The sequence below is a fragment of the Thermodesulfovibrio thiophilus DSM 17215 genome (assembly GCF_000423865.1).
GTDB classification, from domain to species: Bacteria; Nitrospirota; Thermodesulfovibrionia; order Thermodesulfovibrionales; family Thermodesulfovibrionaceae; genus Thermodesulfovibrio; species Thermodesulfovibrio thiophilus.
Genome location: NZ_AUIU01000001.1, coordinates 15929 through 28816, shown reverse-complemented (window position 1 = coordinate 28816; position 12888 = coordinate 15929). Strand labels below are relative to the sequence as shown.

Genomic DNA, 12888 nt, shown 5'->3' with positions numbered 1-12888 from the left:
AATGTTTACTGTTGTTATTGTTGGAAGGCCTAATGTTGGTAAATCAACACTCTTTAACAGAATGATTAAGTCTGATACTAAATTAAAAGCAATTACAGATAAATTTCCAGGAGTTACAAGGGATATAAACTACGGAGTTGCGAGATTTGATAATGCAGAATTTAATGTGGTTGATACAGGAGGATTTTTTCTTGAAGATAAAATTGAAGATATTATTCACAGGCAGATGCTTGAACAGATAGAAATGGTGATTTCCGATGCAGACCTGATAATTCATCTTCTTGATGGGAAAGAAGGCTTACTTCCAGATGACATTGAAACTGCAAGAAAGTTAAGGCAGACAGGTAAAAAAATTTTCTGGGTTGTCAATAAAATAGATGATCCCTCAAAACTAAACAGGATGTATGAGTTTTTTAGCATAGGAACTGATGAACTTATACCTGTTTCAGCTGTTACAGGTTACGGTTTTGAAGAACTCATTAATAAAATTATTGAGATAATTCCAGAAACTCCGCAAACAAAAAACTCTCAGGAATTTATTCCAAAGATAGCTATTGTTGGAAGGCCTAATGTTGGTAAATCAACAATTATAAATGCCTTGCTTGGCAAAAAAAGAATGATTGTTAGTCCAGTTCCTGGAACCACAAGAGATGCTGTTGATTCATTATGCACTTACTATGGGAAAAAATATTTAATAATAGATACAGGAGGAATAAAAAGGCTTTCTTATTACAAAAAAGACATCGAAGCATCAACTTTTGTTGAAAAACTATCATATTTTAAAGCGTTAAAAAGTATTCAAGAAGCTCATATATGCATTGTTGTTATGGACGCGGCAGATGGGATTGTTAATCAGGACCAGAAGATTGTCGGAATGGTGACAGAACAAAAAAAGGGGTTGATAATATTACTAAATAAATGGGATTTAATCCAACCAGAAGAACGAGATAGAAAAGTTCGATATTTTGCAGATGAAATAAAACGTAAGCTATGGTTTATTGATTATGCTCCATATTTGACTGTATCAGCAATAGATAAACGAAGACTTACAAAAATATTCCCGCTTATTGATCAGATTCTTGAGGAATACAAAAAAAGAGTATCAACCGCAGAATTGAATAAACTTTTTAATGAAAAATTAAAAGATGTAATCCTGCCATCCAGTGGAAAAGAACTGAAGTTTTACTATATAACTCAGGTTAGTATAGAGCCACCCACGTTTGTTGTTTTTGTGAACGATGACCTGGCAGTTAAGCAACATCATATTAAATTTCTTGAAAAACTCATCAGAGAAACTTTTAATTTTAAATTCACTCCAATAAATATAAAACTCAAAAAAAGAAAATAGCTTTTATGTTAAAATAGATAACTATGCAAAAAATTCTTGTTACGGGCAGTGCTGGTTTCATAGGATGGGCAACTTGCAGATTACTTTTAAATAAAGGTGCTACAGTCATTGGTATTGACAATTTAAATGACTACTATGATCCTAAAATTAAAGAGTTCAGACTCGCAGATCTTAAAACTTTTCAGAATTTTATTTTTTATAAAATAGATATTGAATTCTTTGAAATTTTAAAGAACATTTTTCAACTACATAAAATAGAAAGCGTTATAAATCTTGCTGCAAGAGCTGGGGTAAGAGCTTCAGTAGAAAATCCATGGGGATATCTTGATACAAATGTAAAGGGAACAATTAATCTTCTTGAATGTGTTAAGAATTATGGGGTTAAAACTTTTGTTCATGCTTCAACATCAAGCGTTTATGGTGATACAGATCAGATGCCTTTTAAAGTATCTGATAATACGGATAAGCCCCTTGCTCCATATCCTGCCTCTAAAAAATCTGCAGAGCTCTTCTGCTATAGCTATCACTATCTTTATGGTGTAAATACCATAATTCCACGATATTTTACTGTGTATGGGCCTTTTGGAAGACCGGATATGAGTATTTTTAGATTTATAAAAAAAATTGATGATGGAGAACCAATTACTGTATACGGGGATGGCAAACAAAAAAGGGATTTTACCTTTGTAGAAGATATAGCAGAGGCTACTGTATCATCTTTGAATCTGGAAGGTTATAAAATTTTTAATCTTGGCAATGATAATCCTGTTGAACTAATTTATGTAATAAATTTAATAGAAAAACTTCTTGGGAAAAAAGCACAAATTCAATGGCAACCAAGACATCCAGCAGATATTTACGCCACATGGGCAGATATACAGGAGGCAAAAAATTTTATTGGATGGTCACCAAAGGCTTCTATAGAAGAAGGGATAGAAAAAACAGTGCACTGGTTCAGGGAAAATAGAGAGTTATTAAAGAACATAAAGATATAAAGGAGGGAATGAAATGCAGAGGATTTTAGTAGCCCATGATGGTTCAAAAGCTTCTGATAAAGCATTGAGAAAGGCTCTCGAGATTGCTTTAAGCATGAATGCTTCTCTTACCGTGCTTGCTGTTGTTCCAGAGCTGTATCTTACAGAACTCTCTGATGCTGATAGACAGAGAATTACAGAAGTGCTCAAGAGAGAAACAGAGGAAAATATGGAAAGAATAAGAAAAGCTCTTTCAGGAAAGCCAATTGAGATTAAATTTCTTGTTAGAGAAGGAGATCCTGCTGAAAAAATCCTTGAAACAGCTCATAAAATGAAAGTTGATCTCATTGTTACAGGTTCTCATGGAAAGCATGGCACAAAAAAATTTTTAATTGGTAGTGTTTCTTCAAAGGTTGTTGAGTACTCCAAATTTCCTGTTCTTGTTGTTAAATAGCCGGAGAAAATATTTTTATTATTTTTTTATTGATTTTTTTATTCATATACTTACTTATCAACTGCTGTTTGTGTACTATTAGAATTGCTACCTTACTAATTATATTAATGTAGAGTTATAAAAAATAAAAATCCTCTAGAAAAATTATACGATGCTTCCTCAGCTAAGTTCCTGACAGGGCTACAAAATAAAAACACCTTTGATAAATGAATATAAAATTTTAAAACATGTATAGTAAAACTAAATGTTGCTGCATACACTTATATTTTTTAAAATACATGCTATTGCTAAAGTTTGAAATTTTTATCTGATAAGCTACGTCAATGAAACAACTGTTGCAGTATGATGGACAAATAGGTTACACTTTGATTATATAAAATCTAATAACGTTTTTAGGAGGAGCGCATGGATACAGCATTAGTAGAAAAAACACGTGGTATAGATACAAAAATTCTCCAGCTTGTTACTTTTACTTTAGGTGGCGAAGAATATGCTGTTGATATTCTAAAGGTTCAGGAAATAAATAGGATGAAAGAAATAACAAGAGTTCCAAATGCTCCTTACTATGTAGAAGGAGTTATAAATCTTCGTGGAAAAGTTATTCCAGTTTTAAGTTTAAGAAAAAAGTTTGGACTTCCTGAAGAAGAAGATACATCAAAACAGAGAATTATGATAATGGATATTCAGGGTGTAACAATAGGATTAATTGTTGATTCAGTTTCTGAAGTTTTACGAATTTCTACTGATATAGTTGAACCACCTCCTCCTATGACCTACTCTGTCAGCTCTGAATTTATCTGGGGGATTGCAAAGCTTGAAGATAGACTGATTATTTTACTTGACATGGACAGACTAATCGGCAAAGAAGAAAGCACAGAAATGGTTGAATCTGCAGAAAAAGCGGCTATTGAGAAATAAGTATCTTACTTAATGGTGATGTCCTCTACCACGCCAACAAGGCTTCATAAATTCATCACGGAATAGATATGTTTTACCGGTTGAAAGATTTTGAATCTCTCTGGCTATAAGAAAAATCTCCCCTTTTCTTGAGAAAAACTTTGCTCCACGAACAACAACTTCATCGCCTATGCTAATTTTTATTTTTTCCTGATCAAGATACCATGCTGGAGCTGTAACAATGCTATAAATTCTATCTTTTTTTAAAACTTCAATGACAACAGGCCCACGAATTCTCAGTACTATATCAACAACTTTACCTTGAATTAATATTTCAGTATTTGGATCATAACTTTCTTCCCAGCCTTGAGCATTTGCAAAGGCCGGTATGGATAGTATCAAAATTATTATAATTATTCTCATTGTCTTTATCTATTTATTTTACATAAAAAAGGGGCAGAAAGCCCCTTTTTTACCAGCATCCTTGTCCGCATCTATATCCGCCGTGACCCATTCTACCAAAACCATAACCATATCCAAATCCGTACTCATGAGCTTTTTTCTGAAGCTCTGTCTTAAGTTTTGCCATTTCCTGTCTTTTCTGAGAAATTGCATCCCAGTCAGGATTTTGTTGGGCAAAAAGCTGTGCAAGCTCTCCTCTAAGTTGTAGCATTTTCTGTCTAATCGGAGCAGTGTCATTGTAAAATTTTTGAGCTTTCTCAGGATCAACAGAACCATAAGCTGGGCAGTTATAACCATAACCTCCAGATCCTGGTCCTGCACCCTTCCATGCATATGATGTTGTAGCAATTAATCCAATAACAAATAGAGCAACTATAGCTATCATCATTGTTTTCTTCATTTCTATTCACCTCCTTTCATCGGTTGTTTTGTTATTCCAGATATAAATCAATTTACATGCCAGGTTTAAAAATGCTAGAAATTAATGATATCTATTAATATTTTTATTGAAAGATGTTATTATTTTTGCAAAAATTGCATCAATCTTTGCAAATTTTGCAAAGTTCGTTAGAAATACGAGCAAAGTCATCAATTGAAAGTTCCTCAGCTCTTTTCATTGGATCTATACCAATGTTTGAAAGAAACTCTTTTGATTCATCGATAATTGATATTAAGGAGTTGGAAAGCATTTTCCGTCTCTTACCAAAGGCTAATTTTATAACTCTAAAAAATAGCTTTTCATCAGTTACCTCTACAGGAGGCTTCTGTCTTCTGTCCAGCTTTATTACTGCTGATGAAACATCAGGTGGAGGTGAAAAATAAGTCGCAGGGATATAAAACTTGATCTCTGGCTCTGTAAGATATTGAGTAATAATGCTTAAAGCAGAGTATGCTTTTGTGGAAGGTTTTGCCACCAATCTTTCAGCAACTTCTTTCTGGATTGTCAGTGTCATGGATATAAGATTTTCTGCTTCAATAAGCCTGAAAATTAGAGGTTTAGTTATGTAGTATGGAATGTTAGCAACTACCTTAAATTGTCCTAGTTCTTCATAGTAAACTTTGAGAGCATCTTTATTAATTATCTTTAAATTTCTGGTTAATCCAAATCTTTCTCTTAAAATTTTATAGAGAACCGGATCAATCTCAATTGCAATAACTTCTCGTGCATTATTAAGGAGTAACTCCGTTAAATCACCCATTCCCGCACCAATTTCAACAACTATGTCTTCATGAGTCAGTTGTGCAATTTCTACTATTTTTTGAAGAATTCCTCTATTTCTCAGGAAATGTTGACCGAGTCTTTTACCCATGCCTGAGCTTTATGGAGTCTATTCTTATTTTAAGAGTCCTGTTTTTGTAATAAACTGTGATATTAGAAGGCATTGTTAACGAAAAATTGTCATCTGTTCGAATTTTGGTATATTTGTCATATGTTATTAAAACAGGTTCATTTTCAATGACAAAACTCTGTTTGACAGGCATAAAACCATTTTTATTTAAAACAATCTCTCTATCTTTATCTTTTAAAATAAAATTGTCTTCATTTTCAGTGACTTCAAAATCACCATCCCACCACATAAAACCTTTTCTTATACCGACAGTTAGTTGCTTTATTTTATCTTTTTCAACTCTCAAATTTGATGATACTTCTCCATCCTTTTCATAAAAATCTCCTGCTGGAAAACCAAGGTAATAAACACGAAGAAACGTTTCATTTTTATGGATTTTTAATGAAGCATCACCATTAAGAGAACTACCTTTAGTTTTGTAATCAAGACTTAAAGAACTTTCAAGAATAGCATAACTTTTCATCTTTTTAATAAAATCTTCCAGACTTGCAGCGTGAAACTCTTCAAGCATCACTGGTTTTTTCTCAGCACAACCAAAAGATACAAATAAAATAAAGCTAACTGCTAATAATCTCAATAAGTTCATTTATAGACCTCACCCCTTTGATTCTTAATCTGAAGGTATCTTTTAATCTTTCCATGTTACTTTTCGGAATAATTGCGACTTTCATGCCTATTCTTGATGCTTCTCTCAGTCTTATTTCTGTTTGCGATATTGCGCGCACTTCTCCACTTAACCCAATCTCACCAAATACAACAACGCCTTCAGGTAAAGGGGTATCTCTGAAAGAAGACACGATTGCTGACACAACTGCTAAATCCTGAGCAGGCTCTGTAATTTTCAATCCACCAACGACATTTATAAATATATCTGCTCCCTGAAGATTCAGTCTGCCGCGCTTCTCAAGAACCGCAACAAGAAGGTTCACTCTCTGATAGTCAACGCCAATAAAGTTTCTTCTGGGCATGCCAAAATTTGATGGAGTAACCAATGCCTGTATTTCAGTAAGTATTGCTCTGGTACCTTCAATTGTTGCTGTAACCACAGAACCACTACTATTTGCATGCTCTGAAAGGAAAAGAAGTGAAGGGTTTGTAACTTCCTCAAGCCCCATCCCCGTCATTTCAAAAACACCAATTTCATTGGCAGGACCAAATCTATTTTTAACGCTACGAAGGATCCTATATGCATAACCTCTATCACCTTCAAAATAAAGAACTGTATCAACAAGATGCTCTAGAACTCTCGGGCCCGCAATTGCTCCTTCCTTAGTCACATGTCCAATGAGGAAGACAGGTACTGCAGTTGTTTTCGCTAGATGCATAAATTTAGTTGCAGACTCTCTTATCTGACTTACTGAACCAGGGGCCGAAACTGCATCTTCTGTATAAACTGTCTGAATTGAATCAATAATAATAGCTGCAAAATCATCCTGTCTGGCACATTCAATAATTCTCTCAACAGAAGTCTCGCTTAAAAGAAAAATATCTGGTAAATTTATTTTAAGTCTTTCTGCTCTTAGTTTGATCTGGGAAAGTGATTCCTCTGCAGATACATAAAGCACTTTCCCGAATTTGGCAATACTACTGGATGCCTGAAGCAGAAGAGTTGACTTTCCAATTCCAGGATCTCCACCAATCAAAATTAAAGAACCTTTAACAATACCACCTCCTAACACTCTATCAAGCTCTCCGATGCCAGTTGAAATTCTGTCTGTAACTGACAGTTCAACAGAACTTAATGATAAAGGTTGAGGTTTATCCATTGTGTTCAGCGTATGTTTCTTTTCTTCTTCAACAACTTCTTCTATAAAACTATTCCAGGCACCACAGTCAGGACACTTTCCAATCCATTTTGGAGAAGCATATCCGCAATTTTGACATTGAAAGACTCTTTTCAACTTTATCTTCATGAGTTAATGATAATTTATTTTAATTAGTTTTTACAAAAATTCAGGCTATCAAGACAATAAAATATTGCATGATTCAGTATAAGAGGATTTACAATAAAAACAATCTTATAAATAAATAATTGCCATAAGCATTGCACCTGTGATTGCACACATAATTAAAGCAGGAACAAGTACTGCTTTTATAAACTGTGCTTCTTCTTTCCCTCCAACTCCTATTGTAGCTGCAGCATTTGTAATTTTTGAAGGAGTAATTGCTGATGCTATACCTCCACCCACAGCATGAGCTGCATAAATCCACATGAAAATGTTTGATCCAACTGTTGCATGAGTTGCCTCCCACTGAATTTTTGCAAACAGAACATTTGATGCTGTCTCACTTCCACCAACAAATGCTCCAAACAAACCTAAAAAGGGTGCAGTAAATGGATAAGCTGAACCAAAAATATCTGCCAGAGTGGAGCCTATTATTATATCCATATTATACTGTCCAAAATACCGAGATTGAACAAGCCTCCCATCCACAACTTCCATTGCAGACCATGCCATAATAAATGCAACCGCGAAGAAAAGAGAATAAGCAAGAAATGGTCCCCAAATTCGTTTCATCCAGAGTTTAAAAATATTATTTAGTTGGGTAGTTGTTGGTTTCAGCATAAATATTGAAAAAATTGACACAACCATAATCCAGAACCAGACATTTCCAAAAATGTTTAAATCTTCTGTTTTGTCAGCGATAATCCTTACAACCTCTGTTTGTCCCAGAATATTTTCAAGTTTCATTTTTATAAATGGGATATTTACAATAAGAGAAATAATTATCAAAAGAATAAACGGCATACATGATTTAAAAACCTTTTTATTAAAGAATGATTTAGTGACTATTTCTTTATTGTTATTCTTTCGATAAATGATGTAAACCGCAAGCATTGTAATTAATCCTGAAACAATTCCTATTATCTCAACAGGAAGAATCCTGAAAATGCTGATAACCAGAGCAGAACCAGAAAGCACCAAACCTGCAATTAATGCTGCTGTCCAGTGTTTCTTTGCTGCCTCTTTGCCGCTAACAACTTTAAGCATCAAAAAGGCAAACATAACAGATATAACAGGTAAAAGAATCGTCACTTTTAACGTATAATCCCATATAAAATTATTGATATCTGTTATTCCTTCAGGTTTAATGCCGAAAGCCATGGCAACTTTACCTGGCAGTGTCAGTGGAATTGTAAAAAGAGAGAATGAAGTCATGGGTGCATAACATAGAACGCTCACTCCTATAGCTGCGATGGGAGTAAATCCAAGTAATAAAAAAATAGGAGGAAACATTGCGGGAGTTACCATCCCAAGTGCTGTACTCAAAGAACCAAAACCCATTCCAATAAAAAGAGTCTGTTCTTCTTTGTTTCTTGCAATTCCTTTAACATATTCAATAATTTGTTTTAATGCTCCTGTTTCGTTCATTAAAAATATCAAAAACATCGTGAAAATAACAGCTAATGATATACCAAAAGCTTTAACAACTCCTGTAAGAGTAGCACCCAGTACAACATTCAAAGGAGTTTTAAAGTAATAAGTTGCTACAAGTACAGCAAAAAGCCAGCCTACAACAGAAACAAAACTTCCTGAACGATTAAAAATAAGTATACCAATGAGCACAAAAAAAATTGGAGAAAGGGCTAAAAAGAAATCAAATAAATTCATTTTGTCTTCTCCCTGTAACTATTTGAAAAAATTCGAAACTTGATAGTTTAAACTATTTTTTATAATAAAAATCAACCCATGTTATAATGCTTAGGTAAGAATTTAAGGGAGGATTTATGAATCGTACAATTCTAGCTATTTTAAAAATTCTTTCAAAAGAAAATAAGATAATAGGTTCAAAAGAAATTGCAAAACGGCTTAAAATGCACGGAATTAATCTTTCAGAAAGAACTGTCAGATATCATTTAAAAATTCTTGATGAAAGAGGGCTAACAAAGGCTTTTGGCAAAGAAGGTAGAATCATTACTGAAAAGGGCAGAAAAGAACTCGAAACTGCAAGCACAGTAGAAAAAATAGGTTTTATAATAAATAAAATTGAGACTTTAAGTTATTTATCTGATTTTAATATAGACGCTCTTACTGGCAGATTAATATTAAATATTACTTATATTCCTGAAAGCAAACTAAAAAAAGCTTTAAAGGTAATGGAAAATATTTTTCAATCGCCATATGTGATGAGTGACAAAATACTCTTTCTTGAAAAGAATAATGAATTCATTATTGTCCCAGAGGAACATGTATGTATAGGTACCGTATGCAGTGTTACTCTTAATGCGATATTGTTGAAGCATGGTATTCATATTATTTCAAAATTTGGTGGAGTCCTTGAAATAAGAGATGGAAAACCATACAGGTTCGGAGCTCTTATAAGTTATGATGGCACATCTCTTGATCCCCTGGAAATATTTATACGAGGAAAGATGACCGATGTAATGGGTGCAATTAAAAATGGCTCTGGAAGGGTTCTGGCAAGCTTTAGAGAACTTCCTATTGTATGTCTTGATAAGGTTAAAGAGATCTATTCAATAATGCGACAAAAAGGGTTTCAGGGTATACTCATGTTCGGTGAACCAAATCAGCCCTTACTTGATATTCCAGTTGGAATGGACAGAGTTGGCATTATAGTGGTTGGAGGTTTAAATCCTATCGCTGCAATTGAAGAAAGTGCTATTCGGACATATACTTCAGCTATATCTACACTCTATGACTGTCAGGACATGGTTGATTTTAAAAAAATCATTCAAAATTTTAAGTAAATGCAAGTTATAACCACTCATCTTAATGCTGATTTTGACGCTATAGCATCCTGTATGGCAGCAAAGAAACTCTATCCTGACGCTCATATTGTCCTACCAGGTTCAATGTCAAGAAGAGTTAAACTTTTTTTTGATAGTTTTAAACCATTTGAAATAAAAAAAATAAAAGAAATAGCAACAGACAAGATTAAAACGTTAATAGTTGTTGATACAAGAAATCTTCAAAGAATAGGAGAACTTGCTCAACTTTTACAAAAAGCTGTAAAAGTGCATCTTTATGATCATCATCCAAAAGGAGATGATGATATAAAAGCAGACTTCGAAATTACTGAGCAGATTGGAGCACTTTCTTCACTTTTTACAGAGATTTTTCATAAAAAAAACATATCAATATCTCCTATTGAGGCAACATTGCTATGTCTTGGAATCTACGAAGAAACAGGTTGCCTTCTTTTTCCTTCAACTACAGAAAGAGACGTACTGGCGGTGGCGTATTTACTTAAAAGAGGAGCAAATTTGAATATAGTATCCCAATTTCTTAAAGAAGAGCTTTCTCGTAAAGAAATATCACTGCTTAATGAATTACTGAATTCTCTACAGGAACATTTAATTAATGGAATAAGAGTCCATATTGCTCATGGTATCATTGAAGAGCCTGAGGATGTATCACATATTGCTCATAAAATAATGGATGTTGTTGATACAGATGCTCTTTTTATTATCATTGAAATGGCTGATAAAATCTTAATAATTGGACGAAGCAACACACCTCAGGTAGATGTTGGTTCTGTATTAAACACATTCGGAGGAGGAGGTCATTGGGCAGCAGCCAGTGCAACACTGAAAGAAATGCCTGTAACTTTATTGATTGAAGAACTTCTTAAAAATCTCAAGCAACAGATAAAACCTCAGAAAATTGCCAGAGATTTAATGACAACTCCTGTAATATCAGTGCAATGGGATAAATCAATAAAAGAAGTTGAAGAGATGATGACAAAATATGGCATAAATGCAATACCAGTGCTAAAAGATGATAAATATACAGGAATCATTACAAGGGGAGTTGTAGAAAAGGCTATTTTTCATGGATTGAAAAGTTCTAAAGTGGGAGACTTTGCCACAACTGATGCTTATACCGCAGAAGAGGACACTCCTGTAATGGAAATAGAAAAAAATATGATTGAACTCAATCAGCGGTTTGTTCCTATTTTAAAAGATGAGAAAGTGATAGGAGTCATTACAAGAACAGATATACTGAGAAATCTGCATGAAGAACTGATAAGAAAGTTTAAGATTGCGCAACCAAAAGAACAAACTGAAGAATTAAGGCGAAATGTGACAAATTTAATTAAAGAATATCTTCCTGAAGAAGTCTATGAAATCCTTAATATTGCAGGAAATCTTGCCCAGGAAAAGGGATACGGAGCTTATCTTGTTGGAGGATCAGTAAGAGATCTTCTCATGCGACTGCCAAGTCCTGACATAGACATAGTCGTGGAAGGTGATGGAATTTTATTCGCTCATGACCTTTCAAAAAGAATCGGAGGAAGACTAACATCTCATGCAAGATTTGCAACTGCAAAAATTATGAAAGAAATTAAAAAGGATGGAAACATAAAGACAATTCATATAGACATTGCAACTGCAAGAACTGAATACTATGAATCTCCTGCAGCTCTGCCAAAAGTGGAGACTTCATCAATAAAAAAAGATCTCTACAGGAGAGATTTTACAATAAACGCTCTTGCTGTGAAACTCAACACAAAAGACTTTGGATTACTTATAGATTTTTTTGGAGGTCAAAGAGATATAAAAGATAAAAAGATAAGAGTACTTCATAACCTCAGCTTTGTTGAAGATCCCACAAGAGCTATAAGAGCCATAAGATTTGCTGAAAAACTAGGTTTTAAAATTTCTAAACACACGGAAAATCTTATAAAGCTTGCTGTAAAAATGGGTATTTTTGAAAAACTTAAAGGTCCAAGGCTTTATGAAGAGCTTATTTTATTATTACAGGACACAATGCCACAAAACTCAATAAAAAGATTGAAAGATTATGGATTGCTTAAAATAATTCATCCATCTCTAGAAGAAAAACCTATTTATCAAAACCTCGCTCGAGCATATGAGATACTCAGCGGCATAGATCTGTTATTTTTAAGGGAAAAATATCGAAAAGAGTTTATATATCTCATGGTTATTTTGAAAGACTTAAATATGAATGAAAGATTAGAACTTCTTGATAAAATATATGTTCCAGAAAACATTAAGGGGAAAATGCTTGACGATATACAGGCTGCTGAATCCGCTTTACAGAGACTAACTTCAGAAGACAGCGTTGAAATATACAATATATTGAAACCTTTAAATATAGAAACAATCATCCTGATGATGATTTATGCAAACGAAAGCCAGAGAAAATCTATTTCTCTTTTTTTTACAAAACTTAAAGATATAGTTCCTTCCATAACAGGTGAAAACTTAAAAAAACTTGGCATTAAACCTGGACCAGTATATAGAAAAATTTTTGAGGCGATTTTAAGAGAGAAACTTAGAGGAAGACTTCTATCAAAAGAAGAAGAAATAGAATTTGTAAAAGAATATAAAAAAGCTCTGACGACTCATTAGTTTGACTAAACAAAATCAACAGGTTAAAATATCAAACTGTATGATCTTTTGGATTTTAAAAAAAT

The 12888-nt window shown here is 33.6% G+C and carries 12 protein-coding genes; 6 read left to right on the top strand and 6 right to left on the bottom strand.

Annotated features, from left to right (window positions below):
• Position 1 precedes the first annotated feature (1 nt).
• The 4 genes from der to G581_RS0100135 all read left to right on the top strand — a co-directional run bounded on the left by der (position 2) and on the right by G581_RS0100135 (position 3694).
• Positions 2-1348, top strand: coding sequence for a ribosome biogenesis GTPase Der (der, locus tag G581_RS0100150; RefSeq protein ID WP_028844088.1), 1347 nt, complete (start codon positions 2-4; stop codon positions 1346-1348).
• A 23-nt stretch (positions 1349-1371) separates the two neighbouring features.
• Positions 1372-2343, top strand: a complete 972-nt coding sequence (locus G581_RS0100145) for a GDP-mannose 4,6-dehydratase (protein ID WP_028844087.1) — start codon at positions 1372-1374, stop codon at positions 2341-2343.
• Between the two features lie 13 nt (positions 2344-2356).
• Complete coding sequence (locus tag G581_RS0100140) at positions 2357-2776, top strand: universal stress protein (RefSeq protein ID WP_028844086.1); 420 nt, start codon at positions 2357-2359, stop codon at positions 2774-2776.
• A 405-nt stretch (positions 2777-3181) separates the two neighbouring features.
• A complete protein-coding gene (locus G581_RS0100135; RefSeq protein WP_028844085.1) occupies positions 3182-3694 on the top strand; it encodes a chemotaxis protein CheW in 513 nt (170 codons plus the stop codon).
• A 9-nt stretch (positions 3695-3703) separates the two neighbouring features.
• Here the strand turns inward: G581_RS0100135 and G581_RS0100130 are convergent, their stop codons facing one another.
• The 6 genes from G581_RS0100130 to G581_RS0100105 all read right to left on the bottom strand — a co-directional run bounded on the left by G581_RS0100130 (position 3704) and on the right by G581_RS0100105 (position 9098).
• The gene (locus G581_RS0100130; protein WP_028844084.1) at positions 3704-4096 is read right to left on the bottom strand and encodes a MamS/MamX family magnetosome protein; all 393 of its coding nucleotides are present in this window, start codon (positions 4094-4096) and stop codon (positions 3704-3706) included.
• Positions 4097-4145: 49 nt separating this feature from the next.
• Positions 4146-4535 (bottom strand): periplasmic heavy metal sensor, encoded by a 390-nt coding sequence (locus G581_RS0100125; RefSeq protein WP_028844083.1) that lies wholly within the window; start codon positions 4533-4535, stop codon positions 4146-4148.
• A gap of 139 nt (positions 4536-4674) precedes the next feature.
• The gene (gene rsmA / locus G581_RS10035; RefSeq protein WP_038064424.1) at positions 4675-5445 is read right to left on the bottom strand and encodes a 16S rRNA (adenine(1518)-N(6)/adenine(1519)-N(6))-dimethyltransferase RsmA; all 771 of its coding nucleotides are present in this window, start codon (positions 5443-5445) and stop codon (positions 4675-4677) included.
• The gene (locus G581_RS0100115) at positions 5438-6070 is read right to left on the bottom strand and encodes a hypothetical protein (RefSeq protein ID WP_028844082.1); all 633 of its coding nucleotides are present in this window, start codon (positions 6068-6070) and stop codon (positions 5438-5440) included. The genes rsmA and G581_RS0100115 overlap by 8 nt, the downstream gene beginning before the upstream one ends.
• Positions 6042-7397, bottom strand: a complete 1356-nt coding sequence (gene radA, locus G581_RS0100110) for a DNA repair protein RadA (RefSeq protein ID WP_028844081.1) — start codon at positions 7395-7397, stop codon at positions 6042-6044. The genes G581_RS0100115 and radA overlap by 29 nt, the downstream gene beginning before the upstream one ends.
• A gap of 105 nt (positions 7398-7502) precedes the next feature.
• Entirely contained in the window at positions 7503-9098 is a 1596-nt protein-coding gene (locus G581_RS0100105; RefSeq protein ID WP_028844080.1) for an L-lactate permease, read from the bottom strand.
• 116 nt (positions 9099-9214) lie between these two features.
• On the opposite strand from G581_RS0100105, the gene G581_RS0100100 reads away from it, so the two are divergent.
• Both G581_RS0100100 and G581_RS0100095 read left to right on the top strand, forming a co-directional pair.
• Positions 9215-10195, top strand: coding sequence for a DUF128 domain-containing protein (locus G581_RS0100100; RefSeq protein WP_028844079.1), 981 nt, complete (start codon positions 9215-9217; stop codon positions 10193-10195).
• On the top strand, positions 10196-12823 hold the full coding sequence (locus G581_RS0100095) for a CBS domain-containing protein (RefSeq protein WP_028844078.1): 2628 nt from the start codon (positions 10196-10198) through the stop codon (positions 12821-12823). It begins immediately after the preceding gene.
• Positions 12824-12888 lie beyond the last annotated feature (65 nt).

What these genes read in the sequence shown, in the direction of transcription:
- der (WP_028844088.1), top strand. Translation starts at nt 2, where the DNA reads ATGTTTACTGTTGTTATTGTTGGAAGGCCTAATGTTGGTAAATCAACA.
- G581_RS0100145 (WP_028844087.1), top strand. Translation starts at nt 1,372, where the DNA reads ATGCAAAAAATTCTTGTTACGGGCAGTGCTGGTTTCATAGGATGGGCA.
- G581_RS0100140 (WP_028844086.1), top strand. Translation starts at nt 2,357, where the DNA reads ATGCAGAGGATTTTAGTAGCCCATGATGGTTCAAAAGCTTCTGATAAA.
- G581_RS0100135 (WP_028844085.1), top strand. Translation starts at nt 3,182, where the DNA reads ATGGATACAGCATTAGTAGAAAAAACACGTGGTATAGATACAAAAATT.
- G581_RS0100130 (WP_028844084.1), bottom strand. Translation starts at nt 4,096, where the DNA reads ATGAGAATAATTATAATAATTTTGATACTATCCATACCGGCCTTTGCA.
- G581_RS0100125 (WP_028844083.1), bottom strand. Translation starts at nt 4,535, where the DNA reads ATGAAGAAAACAATGATGATAGCTATAGTTGCTCTATTTGTTATTGGA.
- rsmA (WP_038064424.1), bottom strand. Translation starts at nt 5,445, where the DNA reads ATGGGTAAAAGACTCGGTCAACATTTCCTGAGAAATAGAGGAATTCTT.
- G581_RS0100115 (WP_028844082.1), bottom strand. Translation starts at nt 6,070, where the DNA reads ATGAACTTATTGAGATTATTAGCAGTTAGCTTTATTTTATTTGTATCT.
- radA (WP_028844081.1), bottom strand. Translation starts at nt 7,397, where the DNA reads ATGAAGATAAAGTTGAAAAGAGTCTTTCAATGTCAAAATTGCGGATAT.
- G581_RS0100105 (WP_028844080.1), bottom strand. Translation starts at nt 9,098, where the DNA reads ATGAATTTATTTGATTTCTTTTTAGCCCTTTCTCCAATTTTTTTTGTG.
- G581_RS0100100 (WP_028844079.1), top strand. Translation starts at nt 9,215, where the DNA reads ATGAATCGTACAATTCTAGCTATTTTAAAAATTCTTTCAAAAGAAAAT.
- G581_RS0100095 (WP_028844078.1), top strand. Translation starts at nt 10,196, where the DNA reads ATGCAAGTTATAACCACTCATCTTAATGCTGATTTTGACGCTATAGCA.